This is a genomic window from Pseudomonas sp. GW821-FHT02H06, from assembly GCF_059421525.1.
Genome location: NZ_JBWKVD010000001.1, coordinates 438,698 through 461,686 on the forward strand (window position 1 = coordinate 438,698; position 22,989 = coordinate 461,686).

The 22,989-nt window shown below is 62.0% G+C and carries 21 protein-coding genes; 14 read left to right on the forward strand and 7 right to left on the reverse strand.

Annotated features, from left to right (window positions below; all coding sequences use genetic code 11):
- Window positions 1–134 precede the first annotated feature (134 nt).
- From AC07VF_RS02075 to dinG, 3 genes are all read right to left on the reverse strand, one after another.
- Window positions 135–1,283 (reverse strand): serine hydrolase domain-containing protein, encoded by a 1,149-nt coding sequence (locus tag AC07VF_RS02075; protein WP_346627599.1) that lies wholly within the window; start codon window positions 1,281–1,283, stop codon window positions 135–137.
- Between the two features lie 74 nt (window positions 1,284–1,357).
- On the reverse strand, window positions 1,358–3,724 hold the full coding sequence (locus tag AC07VF_RS02080) for a beta-agarase (protein WP_495008707.1): 2,367 nt from the start codon (window positions 3,722–3,724) through the stop codon (window positions 1,358–1,360).
- A 111-nt stretch (window positions 3,725–3,835) separates the two neighbouring features.
- Window positions 3,836–5,980, reverse strand: coding sequence for an ATP-dependent DNA helicase DinG (gene dinG, locus AC07VF_RS02085; RefSeq protein WP_495008706.1), 2,145 nt, complete (start codon window positions 5,978–5,980; stop codon window positions 3,836–3,838).
- 129 nt (window positions 5,981–6,109) lie between these two features.
- On the opposite strand from dinG, the gene AC07VF_RS02090 reads away from it, so the two are divergent.
- Window positions 6,110–6,574 carry a CopD family protein gene (locus AC07VF_RS02090; RefSeq protein ID WP_495008705.1) on the forward strand — a complete coding sequence of 155 codons (465 nt, stop codon included), beginning with the start codon at window positions 6,110–6,112 and terminating at the stop codon, window positions 6,572–6,574.
- A 158-nt stretch (window positions 6,575–6,732) separates the two neighbouring features.
- Here AC07VF_RS02090 and AC07VF_RS02095 read toward each other — a convergent pair whose 3' ends face one another.
- From AC07VF_RS02095 to AC07VF_RS02105, 3 genes are all read right to left on the reverse strand, one after another.
- The gene (locus AC07VF_RS02095; protein WP_423572175.1) at window positions 6,733–7,506 is read right to left on the reverse strand and encodes a collagen-like protein; all 774 of its coding nucleotides are present in this window, start codon (window positions 7,504–7,506) and stop codon (window positions 6,733–6,735) included.
- Window positions 7,499–7,774, reverse strand: coding sequence for a DUF1145 domain-containing protein (locus AC07VF_RS02100; RefSeq protein ID WP_192171566.1), 276 nt, complete (start codon window positions 7,772–7,774; stop codon window positions 7,499–7,501). Before AC07VF_RS02100 ends, AC07VF_RS02095 begins: the two co-directional genes overlap by 8 nt.
- A gap of 361 nt (window positions 7,775–8,135) precedes the next feature.
- Complete coding sequence (locus tag AC07VF_RS02105; RefSeq protein ID WP_495008704.1) at window positions 8,136–8,837, reverse strand: PA1041 family peptidoglycan-binding anchor lipoprotein; 702 nt, start codon at window positions 8,835–8,837, stop codon at window positions 8,136–8,138.
- Between the two features lie 243 nt (window positions 8,838–9,080).
- Between AC07VF_RS02105 and AC07VF_RS02110 the strand changes: the two genes are divergently transcribed.
- Both AC07VF_RS02110 and AC07VF_RS02115 read left to right on the forward strand, forming a co-directional pair.
- A complete protein-coding gene (locus tag AC07VF_RS02110; protein WP_423572178.1) occupies window positions 9,081–9,578 on the forward strand; it encodes a DUF6231 family protein in 498 nt (165 codons plus the stop codon).
- 10 nt (window positions 9,579–9,588) lie between these two features.
- A complete protein-coding gene (locus AC07VF_RS02115) occupies window positions 9,589–10,062 on the forward strand; it encodes a YchJ family protein (protein ID WP_192171568.1) in 474 nt (157 codons plus the stop codon).
- Between the two features lie 41 nt (window positions 10,063–10,103).
- Here AC07VF_RS02115 and AC07VF_RS02120 read toward each other — a convergent pair whose 3' ends face one another.
- The gene (locus AC07VF_RS02120) at window positions 10,104–10,709 is read right to left on the reverse strand and encodes a hypothetical protein (protein ID WP_346631503.1); all 606 of its coding nucleotides are present in this window, start codon (window positions 10,707–10,709) and stop codon (window positions 10,104–10,106) included.
- Window positions 10,710–10,824: 115 nt separating this feature from the next.
- On the opposite strand from AC07VF_RS02120, the gene AC07VF_RS02125 reads away from it, so the two are divergent.
- The 11 genes from AC07VF_RS02125 (at window position 10,825) to AC07VF_RS02175 (ending at window position 22,909) form a co-directional block, all read left to right on the forward strand.
- Window positions 10,825–11,310, forward strand: a complete 486-nt coding sequence (locus AC07VF_RS02125) for an LEA/WHy family protein (RefSeq protein WP_463581903.1) — start codon at window positions 10,825–10,827, stop codon at window positions 11,308–11,310.
- A 4-nt stretch (window positions 11,311–11,314) separates the two neighbouring features.
- Window positions 11,315–11,521, forward strand: a complete 207-nt coding sequence (locus AC07VF_RS02130; RefSeq protein ID WP_495008703.1) for an SEC-C metal-binding domain-containing protein — start codon at window positions 11,315–11,317, stop codon at window positions 11,519–11,521.
- Between the two features lie 120 nt (window positions 11,522–11,641).
- Entirely contained in the window at window positions 11,642–12,286 is a 645-nt protein-coding gene (locus AC07VF_RS02135; protein ID WP_495008702.1) for a glutathione binding-like protein, read from the forward strand.
- A gap of 141 nt (window positions 12,287–12,427) precedes the next feature.
- Entirely contained in the window at window positions 12,428–14,911 is a 2,484-nt protein-coding gene (locus AC07VF_RS02140; protein ID WP_495008701.1) for a penicillin acylase family protein, read from the forward strand.
- Window positions 14,912–15,561: 650 nt separating this feature from the next.
- The gene (locus AC07VF_RS02145; RefSeq protein ID WP_192171573.1) at window positions 15,562–16,614 is read left to right on the forward strand and encodes a ligase-associated DNA damage response exonuclease; all 1,053 of its coding nucleotides are present in this window, start codon (window positions 15,562–15,564) and stop codon (window positions 16,612–16,614) included.
- On the forward strand, window positions 16,611–18,326 hold the full coding sequence (locus tag AC07VF_RS02150; RefSeq protein WP_495008700.1) for an ATP-dependent DNA ligase: 1,716 nt from the start codon (window positions 16,611–16,613) through the stop codon (window positions 18,324–18,326). The genes AC07VF_RS02145 and AC07VF_RS02150 overlap by 4 nt, the downstream gene beginning before the upstream one ends.
- Window positions 18,327–18,706: 380 nt before the next feature.
- Window positions 18,707–19,489, forward strand: coding sequence for a transporter substrate-binding domain-containing protein (locus AC07VF_RS02155; protein WP_282366877.1), 783 nt, complete (start codon window positions 18,707–18,709; stop codon window positions 19,487–19,489).
- Window positions 19,490–19,568: 79 nt separating this feature from the next.
- Window positions 19,569–20,297 (forward strand): ABC transporter permease, encoded by a 729-nt coding sequence (locus AC07VF_RS02160; RefSeq protein ID WP_172609418.1) that lies wholly within the window; start codon window positions 19,569–19,571, stop codon window positions 20,295–20,297.
- Window positions 20,294–21,004: a histidine ABC transporter permease HisM gene (locus tag AC07VF_RS02165; protein WP_108122169.1), complete on the forward strand. Its 711-nt coding sequence runs from the start codon at window positions 20,294–20,296 to the stop codon at window positions 21,002–21,004. The genes AC07VF_RS02160 and AC07VF_RS02165 overlap by 4 nt, the downstream gene beginning before the upstream one ends.
- A 9-nt stretch (window positions 21,005–21,013) precedes the next feature.
- On the forward strand, window positions 21,014–22,132 hold the full coding sequence (locus AC07VF_RS02170) for a succinylglutamate desuccinylase/aspartoacylase family protein (RefSeq protein WP_463581907.1): 1,119 nt from the start codon (window positions 21,014–21,016) through the stop codon (window positions 22,130–22,132).
- 12 nt (window positions 22,133–22,144) lie between these two features.
- Window positions 22,145–22,909: an ABC transporter ATP-binding protein gene (locus AC07VF_RS02175; RefSeq protein WP_192171578.1), complete on the forward strand. Its 765-nt coding sequence runs from the start codon at window positions 22,145–22,147 to the stop codon at window positions 22,907–22,909.
- Window positions 22,910–22,989 lie beyond the last annotated feature (80 nt).

The following is a 22,989-nucleotide window of genomic DNA, read 5'->3' on the forward strand; positions in this document are numbered from 1 at the left end:
TAATTGATCAGAAAATGAACGAAGCAGCGCTCATATAACACGCATAAAGACCGTTTTGGAAAAAGAAACCGCCCTACGGCTCGGTTATCCAGATTTAACTGACAGTCGGTAGAACAAGCACTTAACGGCGATAGTTATTGCAAACACTCACCAAGCACGCGCACTAGACCCTGAGCGCGCGGATCCATCAGCACGTAAGGACCAAGGGTGTTCGTCACGAACCCAAACGCCACATCGCGCTCGGGATCGGCGAAGCCAACCGAGCCACCTGCGCCGGGATGGCCAAATGACTTGGCACCCAGCCCGAACGTCGCGTTAGGCACCGCGGGTTGATCGAGCATGCAACCCAGCCCGAAGCGGGTCTGGGTCAGCAGTGTCTTGTCCTGGCCGATGCTGTGCTCGCGCGTGAGCTCGTTGAGCAAGTCGCCGTCCAGCAGGCTGCCGTCGAGCAAGCCGCTATAGAAGCCGGCCAGACTGCGCGCGTTGCCATGGCCATTGGCGGCAGGTTGCTGCATGCGCCGCCATTCCGGCTTGTTGGTGCTGGTCATGATCGACGGCGGGTTGGTGAACGCCCTCGCCGTCATGGACGCAGGTTCGCGCATCGTGGTCTGCAGCAGTCGCTGCGCGGCCTCATCACCGGCATTGCCCTTGCCTCTGGCAATGTGGGCGACGCGGTGAAACTCCTCGTCGGCAAGACCGACGTGGAAGTCCAGGCCCAGCGGACGTGAAATACGCGCAGCGATGGACTCACCCGGCCCGCGGCCGTCGGCGCGACGAATCATCTCGCCCACCAGCCAGCCGTAAGTGATCGCGGCATACCCGTGGCCCTGACCCGGTGTCCACCAGGGTTCCTCGGCAGCCAATACGCGGGTCATGGCCTGCCAGTCGTAAAGCGCTTCGGCCGGCAATATTTCACGGATCGCCGGGAGCCCGGCCTGATGACACAGCAACTGGCGCAGCGTGACGGACTGTTTGCCGTTGGCCGCAAACTCGGGCCAGAGACGGGCGACAGCCTCATCCAGATTCAGCTTGCCCTCGCCCACCAATTGCAAGGCCGTGACCGCCGTAAAAGTCTTGGTGCAGGAGAAGAGATTGGCGATGGTGTCGCTGTGCCAGACCTCGCCGCCGTCCTTGTCTGCCGTGCCCGCCCACAGATCCAGCACCGTCTCGCCGCCAATCTGCACGCACAGCGCAGCGCCACGCTCCTGCGGGTCGTCGAACAGCGCGGCGAACGCTTCGCGTACGGCCTCAAACTGAAGCTCGAAATGGCCTTGAATCTGCACGGTCTGGCTCTCCGGTCGGGCTGCAAAAATGGCGAACATTGTTCCAGCGATTGAATGCTTTGGGAACCGCCCGGTTAAGGGCGTTTGCCGATCACATCCACGACCTGTCCATTGGCCTTGCGCACTGCCTCAACGAAGCCCTGGTACGGCACGTCGGTGATGCCCACCAGCCCGAGATGGCCGTTCTCGCCATCGAGCAAGCGGCCGGTGACAGGCTGATCCAGATACTGGAACCACTGCACGCCGACGATGGAGGGCTCGGCCAGCGCGCTTTTCAGGAAATTGGCGTACGCCGGGCCGCGATCTTCCTCACGGGGCACTTCGAGCACTCCGCCCCAGAATGGCCCGCGATCACGGGAGCCGAAATGAAACTCGGTGACCATCACAGGCTTGTCGAGCACGCGCAGTTTCGCGAAGTCCACGCCGTCCTGGGGTTTGAGGGTGTAGACGTTGAAGCTCAGCACGTCGCAGAACTTGGCGCAGGCTTCAACCGCCTCGGGACTGGTGACGCCAAAGCGGCCACCGAGCAGCAGATGGTTCGGCGCATGCCACTTGAGCGCGTCGGAAATGGTTTTGAAATAGGTCTCGGCGAACACGCGCTGGAAATACCGGAAGTCGTTTTCGATCTCCGGGTGCTCTGCGCTGGGCAGCGGCGGCTCGAAACCCGGGTCTTCCATCAACTCCCACGCGGCGAGATGGATGCCCCACGCCTTGGACAGCCCTTCTTCGTTGCGGTACTTGTCGCGCAACTGCTTGAGAAACGCGCGCTTGGCCGGCACATCGGTGGTCAACTTCAGCGTGCCGTAGGCCAATGCGTAGCGATCCTTCGGATCGTTGCCCGGCGCCGCCCAGGCCAATTCGTTATCCGCGAAGTAACCGATCAGGTACGGATCATCGCGATGGTCGCGTGCAGCGATGGCAACGGCCCGCTCGGTGGCCATGGCGAAGCGCGGATCGAACGGGTCAGGCATGCCGCCCCACCAATCCAGACCGGTGCTGATGCTCACGTAGTCGCCCACGATGGACAGCGGCAGCGTGTAGGGCACGCGGTCTTTTTTGCTGCTTTCCAGGTTCTGCAGCGACGAATCGCTCCAGTTGCCAACGGTGTTGAAGCCCCAGGCCTGCAAGCGTTGCAGGGTGTGATCAACCCAGCGCTTGCTGTCCACGATCACCGGCTTGCATTCAATGGCAGGCGCGGGCGTAGCGGGCTTTTCCGGCTGAGGCGCCGGCGCGCTCTGCTCGGCAGAGCTGTCGCCAGTGGATACGGTCGTTGCAGGAGTGGCAGCCGGGCTTTCGTCTTCGTCGTCAGCCGGCTCGACCGGCTTTGAGACTTCCACGCACTTGGGCACGCCGTACGTGCGTTGCAGGTTGGCGCCATAGAAATCGAACCAGCGGCCCTGATCGAATTGACGGTTGCGGTTGGCCCCCGTCTCGCGGTTGTCATCGCCCTTGCCGTAGAACACGGCGAGCGGATCGTCACTGCCGGGCAGGCCGGTGAACATGGCTTCGCGGCCTTCGACGTAGGTCTGGCTGTCGTCAGCGGAGACGGCGTTTACCCCCAGCGAGTAGAACGGATGGCCTTCCGGCGTCACCAGATACCAGCGATCGTCGCGCTTCTCGGTGCGGAAAAAGCCCTTCGCTTCGAAGGACGGGCCGCTGAGCAAACCACCGTATTTGTCGTGGGCCGGGCGGTCTTTCAGCCAGGTTTGCAGTTGTTGCTGTTCCTTGGCCGCCAATGTCTTGAGCTGGTCGTCGCTGGTGACCTTCTCCGGCCACTTGCCCCGGGTGAACTGACCGTAGCCGTCGACCAGGTTGCTGTAGGCCGCGGTTTGCAGCGCGTCGCCCTCTTGCACGCCGAACTTCTCGATCAAGACGGACTGGGCAACGTTGGGTTGAGACATCGACACGGTGACCGATGAAACTTCAGCGCTGTTCAGCTCACCTTCGGTGTTGGCCAGCAACACGCGCTGCCCTTCGTACATCCACGGCATCGGTGGGCCGGCGCGCATGCCTTGGGTCATCGGCGAACTGGCCTTGAGCGGCAGCACCAAGGTTTGCGCCGGGCCGGCCGGCAGGTCGATGCGGCTGGTGAGGATTTTGCCGTCGCGGCTTTCGATCTGCACGTACACCGTCAACGCCCAATCCATCGCGCTTTGCAGGCGCAAGGTCATGGCGCTGTCGTGGCTCCAGTCCCAGACGCCGGTCTGCGGGGTCAGTTGCAGGCTGGGTTTCGCGACCGGATTGAAAACCACACGACGCAGCACTTCGCCTTCGGCGGTCTGTTCGGCGTTCGCCTGGGGAAACCCGGCATCCTGGGTCGTGACCTTCACCACATCGGCGGGCCGCACGAAATTGAACAGCGTCTGCTGCACGTCAGGTGCGGCGTGGGCCATGCCAGCGCACAGCGTGGCAATGATGGCGGACAGTGAACGGCGAATCATGTGATCGGAAGCTCCTTGATCATCTGAGGCCCGGAGCACGACAGAGGTCGCGCGCATCCGGACGGACCAGGAATAAGACCCGGTCAACCATGTTTCATTTGCAACACGGGTTCAGGAAATTTCGCGCCGGAATGGCGGCAGTGCATTGAGGATGGCTTTGCCATAGCGCTGGGTTACGACCCGGCGATCCAGCAGCGTGATGATGCCGCGGTCCTGTTCGGTGCGCAGCAGACGACCGCAGGCCTGGATCAGCCGCAGCGAAGCATCGGGAACGGCGATTTCCATGAACGGATTTCCGCCTCGCGCTTCGATCCACTCCGCCAGTGCGGCTTCGACCGGATCATCCGGCACGGCGAAGGGAATTTTGGCGATGACGACGTGCTCGCAGTAAGCGCCCGGAAGGTCGACCCCTTCAGCGAAGCTGGCCAGCCCGAACAGAACGCTTTCATCGCCACCGTCGACCCGCGCCTTGTGCTTGTTCAGGGTTTCCTGCTTGGACAGGTTGCCCTGGATGAACACCCGCTTGCGCCAGTCCCGCTCCAGCCCGTCGAACACTTCCTGCATCTGTTTGCGCGAGGAGAACAGCACCAGCGTGCCTTTGGAGCCTTCGACCAGATTCGGCAGTTCACGGATGATGGCGGCCGTATGTTCGGCCGCGTTGCGGGGGTCGGCCTTGAGGTCCGGCACGCGCAGCACGCCTGCGTCGGCATGGTGGAACGGACTCGGCACCACGGCAGTAACGGCGTCTTTTGGCAACCCGGCGCGCATGCGGAAACGGTCGAACTTGCCCAGCGCGGTCAGGGTGGCCGAGGTCACCAGCGCGCCGTAGGCCACATTCCACAGGTTGCGGCGCAACATTTCGGCGGCGAGGATCGGGCTGGCGTTGACCTCGATGTCGAACAGCGAGCCGCTGTCGGCCAGGGTCAGCCAGCGCGCCATGGGCGGGCTGTTTTCCGGGTCTTCAGCGGTGAAGGCGGTCCACAATTCCCAGTTGCCATGGGCGCGGGCCTGCAAGCTGCCGAACAACGGATACCACTCTTCCGCCTGATGGCTGGCGATGCCAATGTTGACCTCGCCGTCCATGCCTTCTTTCAGCAGCTCGGTCAGACGCGTGAACAGGTCGTCGAGTCGGGCAAAGCCTTTTTTCAGCTCGATGCCCATCTCGCGCATGTGTTCGGGGACCACGCCGCCGACGAAGCGATGGCGCGGACGCTCGCGGCCTTCCATGTCTTCGCCTTGCTTGAAGTCGGCCAGTTGCTCGCAGGCGGTGAACATGAATTGCTGCTGGGTCTTGATCTCCCGGGCCAGCTCGGGGACCTGTTCGATCAGTTTGCCCAGGTCGCCCGGCAGCGGGTGCTGGGCGAGCAATTTGGTGAGGTTCTTGGCGGTTTGCTCCAGCCAGTCAGCGGTGGAGCGCAGGCGACTGAAATGGGCGAAGTGGCCGATCGCCTTGTCTGGCAGGTGATGGCCTTCGTCGAAGACATACAGAGTGTCGCGAGGATCGGGCAGGACCGCACCGCCGCCCAGCGCCAGGTCGGCCAGGACCATGTCGTGGTTGGTGACGATGACGTCGACTTTGCCCATGCCCTCGCGGGCTTTGTAAAAGGCGCACTGCTGGAAGTTCGGGCAATGGCGGTTGGTGCACTGGCTGTGATCGGTGGTCAGGCGCGCCCAGTCCTGGTCGGCCAGTTCCTGAGGCCAGCTGTCGCGGTCGCCGTCCCATTTGTTGCCGGCGAGCTTTTCGATCATGGTCGTGAAGAGCTTCTGGCTGGCCTCATCCACTTCGATCTTGAAGCCTTCTTCTTCGAACAGCTGCGCGGTCGCGCTCTGGGCGTCGCCCTCCTGCAGCAGCATGTCGAGCTTGGACAGGCACATGTAGCGGCCACGGCCCTTGGCCAGCGCGAACGTGAAGTTCAAGCCGCTGTTGCGCATCAGGTCGGGCAGGTCTTTGTAGACGATCTGTTCTTGCAGCGCGACGGTCGCGGTGGCGATGACCAGGCGCTTGCCAGCGGCCTTGGCGGTCGGAATGGCCGCGATGGCGTAGGCCACGGTCTTGCCGGTGCCCGTCCCCGCCTCGACCGCTACCACGGCGGGATCACCCGAACGGCGGCCTTCTTCGTCGGTGTCGACGTCGCCCAGCACCTTCGCCACTTCAGCGATCATCAGGCGCTGGCCGTAACGAGGCTTGAGGCTCTTGGCTTCGAGGAAACGCGAGTAGGCGCCCTGAATCTGGGATTTGAGTTCGGTGCTGATCATGGGCTGGGTCGTTGGCTCGGCGTCACGGGTGCTGAATGAAAACACGAAAACCGCTGGATATATCTTCAGTAGTCGCAGCGGGCGGCTATCATACCGCGCTAATTCTTTCTGCGCAGATCGGAGTTCTCGATGTCACCTGTAGCCTTTGTCTACGCCTTGCATGTGTTAGCAGCGATTGTGTGGGTAGGAGGCATGTTTTTCGCCTGGATGATTCTTCGACCGGCGGTCATCGCGGCCCTTGAAGGCCCGGCCCGGTTGAAGCTGTGGCTGCAGGTGCTGCCGCGATTCTTCGTATGGGTCTGGTGCGCGGTGATCATGCTTGCGGTGACCGGCATTGGCATGATCAACGTCAACTTCAGCGGCTTTCAGACCGCGCCACGCTATGTGCAGGTGATGATGGGTCTGTATGTGGTGATGGTGGCGCTGTTTCTGCGCGTGTCGACGCTGAACCTGCCGCAGTTGCGCAAGGCTGTGCTCGCCGAGCAATGGGCTGAGGGTGCCGCTGCGCTGGGCGGGATGCGGCGTCTGATGGGGATCAATCTGATGGTGGGGGTGGCCGTTGTGGCGATCGCTACCATCAGGCCAATGCTTTGAGAGTTGGGGAAGAGCTGCTCGCGAAAAGGCGGTCCACCCGCTGGATATCCGGCGGCTGAAAGGCCGTCTTCGTGAGCAAGCTCACTCCCACATGAACCGTGTCGGCTCCACGAAAGAGAGCCGTCTGGACGGTATATAACGCCTGTGGGCTATCGGGCTTATAAGTTACGAACCACGATAGCGCCCGTTGGCCCTGCTGCGCCGGACTGGCCCTTGTCGCCGTTCTTGCCGGACTTGGCGCCGTCAGCGCGGTAGACCACGCAGCCTTTGGACGCGCCGCCTTTGCCGCCGCGACCGCCGTCTCCGCCGATACCACCCGCACCGCCCTGGACATTGACTTTGATGCGGTCATTGCCGAAGGTCGCTGGCAGTTCTAGACGAACGAGCGCACCCGGCGCGCCGTCACGGCCGTTGCCGCCATTGTCGCCGTCGATCCCGCGACTGGCAGAACCCCATGTGCAGCCCGGATCGATGCCGTTGCCGCCGTCAAGGCCGACGTAACCGGGCGAGCCCGCACCACCGCGTGCGTCGACAAAGAGCTGGTCAGCGTTGAGTTGTTCGATCCGCAGGTTGAGGTTGCGGCCTGGGGTCGGTGGTTTTTCGAAGGTGCCCGGGGCGCCCCGCGCGGTGATTTCGGCGCCGCTGCCCAGGTCGGCCTGTTTGACCTGCAGGCTGAACGCCTCGCCGCTCGGGACGATGGCGATGCGTGATTCATGGCCCATGACAAGTTGGCCGACTTTGACTTCGGTAAGGCCGGCCGGGATCAGCAGGGTGCCGTAGTCGGCGACTTCGAGTCGGTCCAGTTGCAATACGCTGGTTTTGGAGGGCAGGCGCATGAGCGAGTGGGTTTCGACGGAGATGGTCTGGGCCATGATCCAGGGGCTGGTCAGGGCGGACAGCAGGCCTGCCGTCATCAGCATCGCGTTACGCATGGTGTACCTCCGCCTGTGGGCGTTTGAATGTGTTCAGGTGAAATAGGCCGAAGAGCAGAATCTGGAGGCGATCGCGCCAGGGATGGGGGCGGCCGCGCAGGCTGGCGTTGTAGCTGATCAGTTCGATGATGTGGGTGAGCAGCAATAGGCCGCCAGCCAGTTTGAACAGCAGGTCGAAGGGGTGTGGCATGGCGATGGTGAGGCTGGTGATTATCAGTAGCCAGAATGCTGTTGTCAGTACTTTCCCTGTTCCCCAAATCACACTCATGTGGTGCCTCTGCAGTTTTTGGTTTTGTGCGGTGAAAACGGTTTGCGCACAGTACGGTGAGGCGGGGGACTATGCCAGAGGCAGGTTTCAAAAGTTGCTCGCGTTCAGCCCGCACCCAAGTCGCGTTCTGCAGTGTTTGAGCCTTTTGTGTATGAAGATCAAAAAGCAGATCAAGAGCGGATCAAAGGCTTCCCGGCTGAAGCCGGTCCCACTGAATGCACACGCGGCTGTTAGTGGGGCCGGCTTTAGCCGGGAAGGGGCCGGTCTGGACAATGGTTTTTCTGAACATCAAAGCTGAGTGCCGGAAATAGAAAAGCCCCGGCTTTCACACCGGGGCTTCCTTTGAAGCATCAACCTTGTCTCAACGGTTGATTTTGATCTCGACGCGGCGGTTCAGCGCTCGGCCGTCGGCGGTTTTGTTGTCGGCCACAGGCCGCGCTTCGCCATCACCTTCTACAGACGCAAACGAGGCACGCGGGATGCCGGCGCTGACGAGGTAGTCGGTCACCGATTGCGCGCGTTTTTGCGACAGTTTCTGGTTGTACGCATCGCTGCCCACGCTGTCGGTGTGGCCGCTGACGTGGAGTTGCACGTTCGGGGCTTCGGTTTTGAGTTTGGTTGCGACCATGTCCAGCTGCTGTTTGTCGCCCGGTGTCAGCGTGGCTTTGTTGAACTCGAAGTGCACGTCACGAATGGTGATGATTTCTTCTTTCGGCAGCACCACCGGAGCAGCAACTGGCTCAGGCGCAGGTGTCACGATCGGGCAACCGGTCGCATCGACCGGGGTGCCTTTCGGCGTGTTCGGGCATTTGTCCTTGCTGTTGAGGACGCCGTCGCCGTCATCATCACCGTCCCCGTGGGCCCAGCAATACGCGCCTGCCATCACGCCCACCGCACCACCGAAGCCTGCCGCCACCGAGGCGGTCTGGAAGGCGCCGATCGCCGCGCCAGTCAGCGCGCCACCGGCCGCACACAGTGGCCAGTCGGTCTTTTGCAGGCCCGCACAGCCCGTCAATACACTGGTAACCAAAATCAGAGGTAACGCTGTCCGAATCATGCTCATACAGTTCTTCTCCTTTGGTATCGGCTAAAACCGACTGAAATGCAGTAAAGACGCGTGTGGGGCCGTTCGCCACCCCGATTTCAGGGGTTTACGGGATTTCACCGCACAATTCGGATTCTTCTTTGGGGAATAGCCTTTTGCCTTCACTCCGTACGCTTTGTCATATTGCGAAATGAAAAAGTTCAAGCACTAGGCCATCGAAGTTCAGCGCGCTACCCTTGCCCGCCTGACCGAGGAACTCCAATGACTGATCGCTTCTCCAGCCGCACGCCGCAACAGGCCCTCGCCGCCCTGCTCGACCTCTATGCGCCGAAGCGTTTGCTGCTGGTGGGCGCCGAGGAATTTCCGGCGTTGCAGGCTTTTCGCGAAGCGCATCCGCAAACCGAACTGGCCCAGGCGGCACCGGGCCTTTTGCCCGCTGATCTGGCCGGGCAGCGTTTTGATCTGGCGCTGGTGGTGGACTGTCTGGAGCACATACCCAAGCGTGCGGGGCTTGAGTTGCTGGGCGGAATCCGCAACCTCAATGCCAGCCGGATCGCCGTGCTGGCCGACCTTGATGCCTGCGGCTGGCAATCCACCGATTTCTACTCGCTGGCACTCCAGGCCAGTGAACGGTTTTCCCGGGATGAACAAGTGCTCACGCTGTTCACCTACGATCTGCGGGAATACAAACAGGTGCCGGACTGGCTGAACGCGAAGTTCTGGGCCAATCCGGAGAATTACGGCAAGTACTGGTGGTGAGAGACGCATCATGAGCAGCGCAATATGTCCCTGCGGCAGCGGCAATCTTCTCGACGGTTGCTGCGGTCGCTATCACGCCGGTCAGCCTGCCCCTTGCGCCGAAGCGCTGATGCGTTCGCGCTACAGCGCTTATGTGCTGGGATTGGTGGACTATCTGTTGGACACCACAATGCCGGCGCAGCAGCCCGGGCTGAACCGAGATGCCATCAGCCAGTGGAGCGCCCAGAGCACCTGGCTGGGCCTTGAGGTGGAAGGCGCCGAGTTGATCGGCGGCCAGCCAGAACACGCGTTCGTCACCTTTAGCGCCCGCTGGCACGATGCCGACGGCGAGCATTGTCATCGCGAGCGCTCGGCGTTCGTGCAGCATGAGGGACGCTGGTATTTCATCGACCCGACAGTCTCGCTCAAAGCCGGTCGTAACGACGCCTGCCCCTGCGGCAGCCGGCAAAAGTTCAAGAAGTGCTGTTCGGCTTATCTCGCCTGACCTGTCAGCGGCAACGCAGTAAACTCTATGACAGGCAGTCCTCAGGCCAGGCGGATGTGGGAAACGTCCGGCACCAGCACGTGCTCAACCGGCTTGTCCTGACCCAGATCAGCGCCCGCCGGAGCCAGGCTCAAGCCGGACAGGTCCAACTGCGGCGCACGCGTCGGCATTCTCGGATCCTGCACGTCCTCGCCCGGCTCGGAGAGCGTGTAGTCAGGCGCCTCGACGTCCACAAACGCAGCCATGTAAACATCACGCGGCTTGACACTGGCTTTGCGCGTCGGCGTGGCGTCGTTGGGCGGAGCCGTCAGGCTTGAGGGCTTGCGCGTCCAGCTCGGCTCGTCGGGCGGCGGAGCCAGTTCGACCTCTTCTACTTCAACCTGGGCCGGCGCTTCTGCAACAGGGGCCTCCACGACATGCGCCATGGGCACGACCTGGGCCATGGCTCCGGCACGTTCGAGGGTCGAGCGGTACTTTTCGGCGGCCGTCTCATCGAGGTTGTTTTTCAGGACCAGCCGACGGCCGGAGAACAGCAACGCGATGCGCTGAGCGTCCGCCTGAAACAGCTTCGCCAGGTTGGCCTTGACCAGATCCGGCTGCGCGCCGGGCACCAGTTGGCCGGAAAATACGATTTCGTAGAGCTTCATGGTCAATACTCCTTCGACACATGGCGCGAGTATGGCGCAGGCTGTGGAGAACGGCGAGTCACGTGCAGTGGCGGTCAGACCGGGCCTATCAGACCGGACACAAAGGGAGCGACCCATGATGTTTGCAGCACACGTCCTCAGAATCGCAGGCCTCCTCGCGCTCCTGGCGCTGTCGGGCTGCTCGACCTGGATAACCGGCGGCTTCGAAGACCCCGACGTCAAGCTGCTCAAGGTCGAGGTGGTCAAGGCCAAGTTGCTGCGTCAGGACTTCAAGCTGCGCTTTCGGGTCGACAACCCCAACGACTCCAGCCTGCTGGTCCGCGGCCTGCGCTACAAGATCCTGCTCAACGACATGTTGCTCAGCGAAGGCGTCTACAGCGACTGGTTCATCGTCAAAGCCAACAGCCACAAAAACTTCTCCGTGCCGATCCGCACCAATCTGTGGGAGCACCTCAAGGACATCTCCAAGGTGCTCGGCAAAGCCAATCAGCCAGTGCATTACCGGTTGGAAGGCAAGCTCAAGACCGGATTTTTATTCGGACACAGCGTGCGCATCGGGCGCAATGGCGACATAATCCCCGGCGATTTGATTCCGGAGTAACCCCATGAACCAGCAAGCCCACGTGCACGGTCCCGATTGTGACCACGATCACGACCATCACGATCACCATCATGACCACGGCCACGTGCACGGCCCGCATTGCGGCCACGCCCTTCAAGAGCCGGTACGCAACACGCTCAAGGATGTCGGCCGCAACGACCCTTGCCCCTGTGGCAGCGAGAAAAAATTCAAGAAGTGCCACGGCGCGTAACGCACCGGTTCCTTCCACGGCCTGATCTTCAGGCCGTTTTCATTTGTACGCTGGACGTTTGAAGGCGTAAAACAGGTGCAGCCTTAATGGCAGTCGTGATGACTTCACCTGGAGCGCGCAATGATCGATCTGCACTACTGGACCACCCCCAACGGCCACAAAGTTTCGATTTTCCTCGAAGAAGCGGGTCTGCCGTACACCATTTTCCCGGTCAATATCGGCGCGAACGAGCAGTTCGAATCCGATTTTCTGAAGATCTCCCCCAACAACAAAATCCCAGCCATCGTCGACCACCAGCCTGCTGACGGCGGCGAACCGCTGAGCCTGTTCGAGTCCGGCGCGATCCTGCTGTACCTGGCCGAGAAGACCGGCCGGTTCATTGCGACAGACCTGCGCGGCCGGCAGGAAACCCTGCAATGGCTGTTCTGGCAAATGGGCGGCCTGGGCCCGATGGCCGGCCAGAATCACCATTTCAACCGGTTCGCCAAAGAAAAAATCCCCTACGCGATCAAGCGCTACGTCGACGAAACCGCGCGCTTGTACGGCGTGTTGAACGAGCGTCTGGCCGATCGCTCCTTCGTTGCGGGCGAGGACTACGGCATCGCAGACATGGCGATCTACCCGTGGATCGTGCCGCACACGTTTCAGGAGCAGAACCTGGATGACTTCCCGCACCTCAAGCGCTGGTTTGACGCGGTGGCCAATCGCGATGCGGTGAAGCGGGCCTACGCACTGGTGGACAAGATCAATCCCCCGAAGCCGTAATCCCAGGGTCGACAGGGTTCAGGGGACGCGCTGATATCCCCTCTGAAACCCGAAAATAAACTCCCTCCCCCGGCTTGCGTGACGCCCGCCTGCTCTCTAACGTAGCGCCTTTTCTACGTCCACCCCCGCAGGAGCTCCATCATGGCCTCGCCAGCCCTTTCAACTTTGAAGACGCGCATGAGCGCGGCCGCTGCCATGATTGGACTTTTGAGCCTGGCCGGTTGCCAGCTGGGCGGTGAAGACCGCGACAGCCTGCCGCCTGCCAGCGGGGTGTTTGCCATTAAAGGGCTGGCGCAGAACGTTTCCATTCGCCGCAACAATCTGGGCATGCCGCTGATAGAAAGCAGTACGTTCCATGACGCGCTGTTTACCCTCGGGTATGTCCACGCCAGCGATCGGATTACGCAAATGATGCAAATGCGCCTGCTCGCCCAGGGCCGACTGTCGGAAATCGCGGGGCCGGGCGCCCTCGATCTCGACCGCATGATGCGCGCCGCCAACCTCAAGCAGACCGCCGGCCAGTTGTATGCCGCTTCGTCGCCGCGCCTGAAACGCTTCTTCGAGGTGTACGCGCGCGGCGTCAACGCTTACCTGTTCCGCTACCGCGACAAACTGCCGACTGACCTCGCTGATTCGGGTTACAAGCCTGAATACTGGAAGCCCGAAGACTCGGCGCTGATCTTCAGCCTGCTTAACTTCAGCCTGTCGGTAAACCTGCAGGAGGAGATTTCCTCGCTGGTGCTGGCGCAGAAAGTCGGCGCGGACAAGCTGGCCTGGCTGCTGCCGACCTACCCCGACGAAGCGTTGCCCTTCGCTGAAGCCGACAAGCTCAAAGGCCTGAACCTGGGCAGCCAACTGCCGGGCCTGAGCGATCTGGACAAAGCGGCGCTGCAGCTTTCGGACCTCAACCTGCTGGGCGTTTCGGCGTCGAACAACTGGGTGATCTCGCCCCAGCGCGCCCGCGCCGGCAAGAGCCTGCTGGCCACCGACAGCCAGTTGGCGCCGACCCTGCCGTCGATGTGGAATTTCGTGCAGATCCGCTCGCCGAAATACCAGGCTGCAGGCGCGACCGTTGCGGGCTTGCCGCTGGTCTTGTCCGGCTTCAACGGCAAACTGGCCTGGGGCATGGGCCCGGCGATGGGCGACAATCAGGACCTGTTCCTGGAAAAGCTCAAGCGCGAGAACAACCGCCTGATGGTCATGGCCGACGGCAAATGGGTCGCGGCGGGCGCCCATGAGGAAACCTACTTCGTCAAAGGCCAGAGCCCGGTGCGCGAGCCTGCCTACGAAACCCGTCATGGCCCGCTGCTCAACGCGAGTTCTGCGCAACTGGCCAGCGGCCTGGGCGTTGCCCTGCAGATGCCCGACGCCAAGGACGACAAAACCCTCGACGCCCTCTTCGATCTGACCCGCGCGCAAAACGTGCAGCGAGCGTTCGACACCACCCGGGAAATCCGCGCCATCACCCTGAACATTGTGTTCGCCGATGCGTCCAACACCGGCTGGCAAGTGACCGGCAAATACCCGAACCGCCGCGACGGACTCGGCCTGATTCCTTCGCCGGGCTGGGATGGCCGGTTCGACTGGGACGGCTATGCCGACGCGATGCTGCATCCGTACGATCAGGATTCGCAGCAAGGCTGGATCGCCACCGCCAACCAGCGCACCGTGCCAAAAGGCTATGGCATGCAGCTGTCCAATTCCTGGGACTATCCGGAGCGCGCCGAACGCATCGCCGAACTGGCCAATGCCGGCAAGCAGGACACCCGCAGCACCGTCGCCATGCAATACGACCAGACCACAAGCTTCGCCGCCAAACTGAAGAAAATGTTCTCCGAGCCCGGCATGTCAGCGCCGCTGAAACAGGCCATCGACGCCCTGCCCGCGCCAGACCGCGACAAGGCTCGCGAAGCGCTGACCCGCCTGATGGCGTTCGACGGCCGATTGTCGCCGGGTTCGGCTGATGCGGCGATTTACGAACTGTTCCTGCAAGAAAGCGCCCGCCAGACCTTCCTCGACGAACTCGGCCCGGAAACCAGCCCTGCCTGGAAAGCGCTGGTGCAAAGCGCGGACCTGTCCTACTCGCCCCAGGCCGATCACCTGCTGGGCCGCGAAGACAGTCCGTATTGGGACGACGTGAAAACGCCGCAAAAAGAAGACAAACCCGCCATCCTCGCCCGTAGCCTGGCCGCCGCGATCACCGTCGGTGAAAGCCAACTGGGCGCCGATCACAAGGCCTGGCAGTGGGGCAAGTTGCACCAGACCACTTGGACCGCTCAAAGCGCCCAACTCACCGCTGCGCTGGGCGGCAGCAAGGCAAGCGTGACCAAAGGCCCGATCGCCACCGGCGGCGACCACACCACGCTCAACGCCTCGGGCTTCCACTGGGGCCAGGACTTCAACGCCGCCGTCGTCCCGGCCATGCGCATCATCGTCGACTTCGCCCAACAAGAACCGATGATGGCGCAAAACGCCGCGGGCCAATCCGGCAACCCCGCGAGCCCATACAACGCCAACGGCATCGACCCCTGGATGAAAGGCCTGTACATGTCCGTGCCGATGCAACCGGAAAACTTCGAAAAAGCCTACGGCAAACAACGCTTGACGCTGACGCCCGGGAAGTAAATAGCCGAGCCATCCGGGATGACGCGGAGCGTCTCGGGATGCATTCCCACGCAGAGCGTGGGAACGATCAAAGAAGTGGCGCCTGAAATGGCCCCTTCCCGGCTAAAGCCGGTCCCACTAAAAGCGATGCGTGCATCCAAGATTGATGGTGCCTGAAATGGCCTCTTCCCGGCTAAAGCCGGTCATACGAAAAGCAGCGCGTGTGGTCAGCAGGACCTGCGGCGCCGTAGGACCGGCTTCAGCCGGGAAGCTTTCGATCTGCTTTTGATCTGCTTTTGATCTCCAAACACAAATAGCCCAGACGACACCAATCGCGACTTTGGTGCAGGCTGAACGCAGGTCTTGCGCAGTGGGCCGAGCCGCATGGATGCGGCGAGAGCGCCGTCAGGACATGGATGTCCGTTCGGCGCGGGCCCACGGAGCAAGACCGGAGTGAAGGAACCCTGAGGAACGAAGGGCCCAACCGAGAGCAAGCACCCTTGGTTACTTGGGGTGCTTTTCCAAGTAACTCGCCGAAGGCGAAACAGTCGAGCCGTTAGGCCGACGCGCTTGATCTTGATCCTGATCTTGATCTTGATCTTGCTTCAAAACCCCGAACTTCTGCGCCCCGCCACCGCTCTACCTGACAAGTCCCCAAACCCGGTCAAACCATGGATCTCGTCATTGCCCGCCCCGAAGGCCTCTACTGCCCGCCCGGTGATTTCTACATCGATCCGTGGCGCCCGGTCGAACGCTCCGTCATCACCCACGCCCACGGCGACCACGCCCGCACCGGCAATGAACACTACCTCGCCGCCGCACCCGGCGAAGGCATACTGCGCTCCCGACTGGGCCAGGACATCAACCTTCAGACCCTCGCCTACGGCGAAAGCATCACCCACCACGGCGTCAAACTCAGCTTTCACCCGGCCGGCCACGTCCTCGGTTCCGCCCAGGTCCGCCTCGAATACCAGGGCGAAATCTGGGTCGCCTCAGGCGACTACAAAGTCGAACCCGACGGCACCTGCGAACCCTTCGAACCCGTGCGCTGCCACACCTTCATCACCGAATCCACCTTCGGCCTGCCGATCTACCGTTGGCAGCCCCAATCGGAAATCTTCGCCGGCATCAACGAATGGTGGCGCGCCAATGCCGCCGCCGGCAAAGCCAGCGTCCTCTTCGCCTATTCATTCGGCAAAGCCCAACGCATCCTCCACGGCATCGACCCCAGCATCGGCCCGATCCTCGTCCACGGCGCCGTCGAGCCGCTGAACCGCGTCTACCGCGAGGCCGGCGTGCGCATCCCGGAAACCCACTACGCCGGTGACTTCAAAAAAACCGACCCCGCCTTGCGCAGCGCCCTGATCGTCGCACCGCCATCCGCCGGCGGCAGCACCTGGATGCGCCGATTCGGCGAATTCAGCGACGCCTTCGCCAGCGGCTGGATGATGCTTCGCGGCACACGACGTCGGCGCGGCGTCGATCGCGGCTTCGCCCTCTCGGACCATGCCGACTGGCCCGGCCTGCTCTGGGCCATCGAAAACACCGGCGCTGAGCGAGTGATGGTCACCCACGGCTCGGTGGCCGTGCTGGTGCGCTACCTGCGGGAACTGGGCCTCGACGCCCAAGGCTTTTCCACCGAATACGGCGACGAAGAGGACGACGCAGCGGCCAAGACCGAACCCGCACCCGAACCTGCATCGACAGGCGAGGCCTCGTCATGAAGGCCTTCGCCGAGCTGTATTCCGACCTGGACGCCACCACCTCCAGCAACGCCAAACTGGCGGCCATGAAAGCCTATTTCAGCAAGGCCGCCCCCGAAGACGCCGCGTGGGCGGTGTACTTCCTGTCCGGCGGACGCCCACGGCAACTGGTGCCGACGCGCATGTTGCGTGAGCAGGCGCTGCTGCTGTCCGGACTGCCGGAATGGCTGTTCGAGGAGAGTTACCAGGCGGTAGGCGATCTGGCGGAAACCCTGTCGCTGTTGCTCCCTAAAGCCGAGCACAGCTCAGAGGAAGGCCTGGCCAGCTGGATGGAAAACCATCTGCTGCCCCTGCGTGGCCTGCCCCCGGAAGAATTGCTCGAGCGCCTGCCGACGTTCTGGTCGCAACTGGACCCGCAAAGCCTGATGGTCTGCCTGAAGCTGATCACCGGCAGTTTCCGCGTCGGTGTTTCGAAGCTGCTGGTGACCCGCGCCCTCGCCGCGCTGGCCGATATCGACAGCAAGCGCGTGTCCCAGCGGCTGGTGGGGTACACCGATCTTTCCCACCGCCCCAGCGCCGAAGGCTATTTGAAGCTTATCGCCGAAGAGTCGGCCGACGAACACGCACAACGAGGTGGCCAGCCCTACCCCTTCTTCCTCGCCCACGCTTTGCAGCAACCGGTCGACCAGTTCGAGAACCTGCTGGGCGCTGCCGAAAACTGGCAGGTGGAATGGAAGTGGGACGGCATCCGCGCCCAGGTGGTCAAGCGCGAAGGTCGCCTGTGGATCTGGTCGCGGGGCGAAGAACTGGTCACGGATCGCTTCCCCGAACTGCACAGCCTGACCCAATGCCTGCCCGACGGCACGGTGATCGACGGCGAGATCGTGGTCTGGAAAGCCCCGGCTGCGGAGAATGCCGAGGAAGGCGAATTCGCCCTCGACACCCCTGCCCCAGGCACGCCCGGCGAAGCGACGCCGTCGGTGCAGCCCTTCGCCCTGCTGCAACAGCGGATCGGCCGCAAAACCCTCGGCAAGAAGATTCTGGAAGACGTGCCGGTCGTCGTGCTGGCTTACGACCTGCTGGAATGGGAAGGCCACGATTGGCGCAGCCGCCCGCAACATGAGCGGCGCACGCAGCTGGAAAAGGTCATCGCCAACGCCCAGAGCCCGGTGCTGATGCCGTCTCCCGTCCTGACCGGCACCGACTGGCTCGACCTCGGCCGGCAACGCGAGGCCTCCCGCAGTCTCGGCGTGGAAGGCATGATGCTCAAGGCGCGGGACTCGCTGTACGGCGTCGGGCGCACCAAGGACATGGGCGTGTGGTGGAAGTGGAAAATGGACCCGTTCAGCGTCGATGCGGTGTTGATCTACGCCCAGCGTGGGCACGGCCGCCGCGCCAGTCTGTATAGCGACTACACGTTCGCGGTCTGGGACGGCCCGCCGGAATCCAGCGAACGGACATTGGTGCCCTTCGCCAAAGCGTATTCAGGCCTGACCGACGAAGAGATGCGCAAAGTCGATGCGATCATCCGCAAGACCACCGTCGACAAGTTCGGCCCGGTCCGAAGTGTTACCCCGACCCTGGTGTTCGAGTTGGGATTCGAGGGCATTGCGCTATCAAAACGGCACAAGAGCGGCATCGCCGTCAGGTTCCCGAGGATGCTGCGGTGGCGCCTCGACAAACCCGTTGCCGAAGCCGACAGCCTGGCGACGCTTCAGGACCTGCTGGCCTGAGCACCGTAGCGGTGCGCGAGGCTGGCTCGCGCCCGTGTCGAATGCGCTGAAATGGGGCGCACTACAAGCCCCAGTCTTTCAACGGCACGCCCCACAAGGCGTTTCGAATCTCCCCTCAGCTGTTAAAAGCACCGCTGCAGACCTTTGAGGCTGCAACTTTTTCGCCCACTCTCAACGGGATGCGGCTACTCTGCCGGTGCCTGCGGGGCCTCAAAAAAAGACAAAAGATGGCTCTAAGTCATCATTGCGACAACTCCGTACATTTAAAACGCGCGTTCGTTTGTTTGGTTCGGAAATTGCTGTCTATTTGCGGTCTGGCTTTTGCCGGTAGCAAGCCTTCGCGTGTTCCCAACGCTCAATTTGGTTTTAAGGACTGAACGATGAAAAAAGCATGGCTGACCCTTTCCGCACTCGCCATCTGTCTGGCCGCCGGTAACGCAATGGCCAAGGAATACAAGGAGCTGCGTTTCGGCGTCGATCCTTCCTATGCGCCATTCGAATCCAAAGCCGCCGATGGCAGCCTGGTGGGCTTCGATATCGATCTGGGCAACGCGATCTGTGCTGAACTGAAGGTCAAGTGCAAGTGGGTCGAAAGCGATTTCGACGGCATGATTCCGGGCCTGAAAGCCAACAAGTTCGACGGCGTGATCTCCTCCATGACCGTGACCCCGGCCCGCGAGAAAGTCATCGACTTCTCCAGCGAACTGTTCTCCGGCCCTACCTCGCTGGTCTACAAAAAAGGTTCCGGCCTGACCGCTGACACTGCGTCGCTCAAAGGCAAAACCGTAGGTTACGAGCAGGGCACCATCCAGGAAGCCTACGCCAAGGCCGTTCTGGACAAGGCGGGCGTGAAAACCCAGGCCTATGCCAACCAGGATCAGGTGTATGCCGACCTCGTTTCGGGTCGTCTGGACGCCTCGGTTCAAGACATGCTGCAAGCCGAGCTGGGCTTCCTGAAGTCGCCACAAGGCGCTGACTACGAAGTCAGCAAGCCAATCGACGATCCCCTGCTGCCAGCCAAAACGGCCGTCGGCATCTCGAAAGGTAACAAGGACCTGAAAGCGCTTTTGGACAAAGGTATCAAAGCGTTACACGATGACGGCAAGTACGCCGAGATCCAGAAGAAGCACTTCGGCGATCTGAATCTGTACAGCGGTAAATAAGCAAACAGACGCCCGTTGATTTCAGCCAGAATCCGCTGCTGAAGTTAACGGGCGTTTTTATTGACTGTATAGGTTGCACATGTTCGAAACTCTCCTGCAAAACCTGGGACTGTCAGCATTCAGCCTGAAAGGCTTCGGCCCGCTGTTGCTGCAAGGCACCTGGATGACCGTCAAATTATCGGTAATGTCGCTGCTGCTGGCCATTGTGCTCGGCCTGCTGGGCGCCAGTGCCAAACTGTCAAAAGCCGCCGTGCTGCGGGTTCCGGCCCAGATCTACACCACGCTGATCCGGGGTATACCGGACCTGGTGCTGATGCTGCTGATCTTCTACAGCCTGCAAACCTGGCTGACCACGCTTACCGAAGCGATGGAATGGGATTACATCGAGATCGACCCTTTCTCTGCCGGCGTCATCACGTTGGGCTTCATCTATGGCGCGTATTTCACCGAGACCTTCCGCGGCGCGATCCTCGCCGTACCGCGCGGTCAGGTCGAAGCCGCTACGGCTTACGGGCTCAGCCGTTCCCAACGGTTTCGCATGGTGGTGTTCCCTCAGATGATGCGCTTCGCCCTGCCCGGCATCGGCAACAACTGGCAAGTGGTGCTCAAGGCCACGGCGCTGGTGTCGATCATCGGTCTGGCCGATCTGGTCAAGGCCGCGCAGGACGCGGGTAAAAGCACGTATCAGCTGTTTTACTTCCTGGTACTCGCCGCGCTGATCTATCTGGTCATCACCAGCGTGTCCAACTTCGCCCTGCGCTGGGCCGAACGGCGTTATGCCGCCGGCAGCCGGGAGGCTCAACGATGATCGAGTTGCTGCAAGAGTACTGGCGCGCCTTCCTTTATACGGACGGCCAGAACATCACCGGCCTGGCCATGACGATGTGGCTGCTCAGTGCCTCCATCGCCATTGGCTTTATCGTTTCGATTCCGCTGTCCATCGCCCGCGTGTCGCGCAATCCGCTGGTGCGCTGGCCGGTGCAGTTCTACACCTACCTGTTCCGCGGAACGCCGCTGTATATCCAGTTGCTGATTTGCTACACCGGCATCTACAGCATCGCCGCCGTACGTGAGCAGCCAATGCTCGGCGCGTTTTTCCGTGACGCGATGAACTGCACCATCCTCGCCTTCGCGCTGAACACCTGCGCCTACACCACCGAAATCTTCGCTGGCGCCATTCGCAGCATGAACCACGGTGAAGTCGAGGCGGCCAAGGCTTACGGCCTGACCGGCTGGCGCTTGTACGCCTACGTGATCATGCCGTCGGCGCTGCGCCGTTCGCTGCCTTATTACAGCAACGAAGTGATCCTGATGCTGCACTCGACCACCGTGGCTTTCACCGCCACCGTGCCGGACATCCTCAAGGTCGCGCGCGACGCCAACTCGGCCACCTTCCTGACGTTCCAGTCGTTTGGCATCGCGGCGCTGATCTACCTCACGGTCACGTTCATTCTGGTAGGCCTGTTCCGACTGGCTGAACGCCGCTGGCTGGCCTTCCTCGGCCCGACTCACTAGGAACCCTGCATGCGACACCAGACCCATGACCTGCTGGCCCCGGTGCCCGGCACCGCGCGGCAGATCCACAGCTTTCACTACGGCCCGGAAAACGGCGCCTGCAAGGTTTATATCCAGTCGTCCCTGCACGCCGACGAACTGCCGGGCATGCTGGTGTCCTGGTACTTGAAGCAGCGACTGGCCGAGCTTGAAAACGCGGGCCAGTTGCTCGGCGAAGTGGTGGTCGTTCCGGTGGCCAACCCGGTCGGCCTGGAACAGGTCCTGATGGACATGCCGCTGGGCCGTTACGAGCTTGAGAGCGGGCAGAATTTCAATCGCCGCTTCGTCGACCTCGGCCAGCAAGTGGGGGATGAAGTCGAAGCGCTGCTGACCGATGACCCCAAGGGCAACATCACGCTGATCCGGAAAACCCTGCTGGCCGCACTGAATAACTGCGTCGGCAGCACCCAACTGGAGTCCCAGCGCCTGACGTTGCAACGGCTGGCCTGTGACGCTGATGTGGTGCTGGACCTGCATTGTGATTTCGAATCCGTCGAGCACCTGTACACCACGCCCGAGGCCTGGCCGCAGGTCGAGGCGCTGTCGCGCTATCTCGGCGCCCAGGCGAGCCTGCTGGCGACCGACTCTGGCGGGCAGTCATTCGACGAATGTTTCACGCTGGTCTGGTGGCAACTGCAGCAGCGGTTTGCCAAGCGCTTCCCGATCCCGCTGGGCAGTTTTTCCGTGACCCTAGAGTTGCGCGGCCAGGGGGATGTCAATCACGCTCTCGCCAGCCGCGATTGCCAGGCGATCATCAGTTACCTGATGCACCATGGCGCTATTGCCGGCGAGCCGGTTGCGCCCCCTGAACTGATTTACCCGGCGACTCCGCTTGCGGGCGTCGAACCTGTTGCCACGCCGGTCGGCGGTCTGCTGGTGTTCTGCACACTGCCCGGCGAATACGTCGAGGCGGGGCAACTGATCGCTGAGGTCATCGACCCGATCAGCGACACGGTGACCCCGATCCACACGGCCAACGCTGGCCTTATGTACGCCCGCTCATTGCGACGCATGGCGACCGCCGGCATGGTCATCGCCCATGTCGCCGGCACCGAAGCCTACCGCAGCGGCTACTTACTTTCTCCTTGAGGACTGCCCTTCATGTACAAACTGACCATCGATGGCCTGCACAAAAGCTACGGTGACCACGAGGTGCTCAAAGGGGTGTCGCTCAAGGCAAGCGTTGGCGACGTGATTTGCCTGATCGGCGCCAGCGGCTCGGGCAAGAGCACCTTCCTGCGCTGCATCAATTTTCTCGAACAACCCAATGACGGCGCCATGAGCCTGGACGGCCAGCCCGTGCGCATGGTCAGCGACGCCGGCGGTATGCGCGTTGCCGATCCAGCCGAGCTGCAGCGGATTCGCACGCGGCTGGCGATGGTGTTCCAGCATTTCAACCTGTGGAGCCACATGACGGTGCTGGAAAACATCACCATGGCCCCGCGCCGGGTGCTGGGCGTGTCAAAAGCCGAGGCCGAGGCCCGCGCGCATAAATACCTGGACAAGGTCGGGCTGCCCGCGCGCGTCGCCGATCAATACCCGGCGTTTCTGTCCGGCGGCCAGCAGCAGCGCGTGGCCATCGCCCGCGCCCTGGCGATGGAACCGGAAATCATGCTGTTCGACGAACCCACTTCAGCGCTCGACCCTGAATTGGTCGGCGAAGTGTTGAAGGTGATTCAAGGCCTCGCAGAAGAAGGCCGGACCATGATTCTGGTGACCCACGAAATGGGTTTCGCCCGCAAGGTTGCCAATCAGGTGGTGTTCCTGCACCAAGGCCAGATCGAAGAAATGGGCCACCCGGACGACGTGCTGGGCAGCCCGAAGAGCGAGCGCTTGCAGCAGTTTTTGAGTGGGAATTTGAAATAATTGCGGGCCTGACGCCTCACCGTTGTAAGGCGCGCATGCATAACCTGTGGGAGCGACCGGGGTGGCGTTCCACCTTGCTC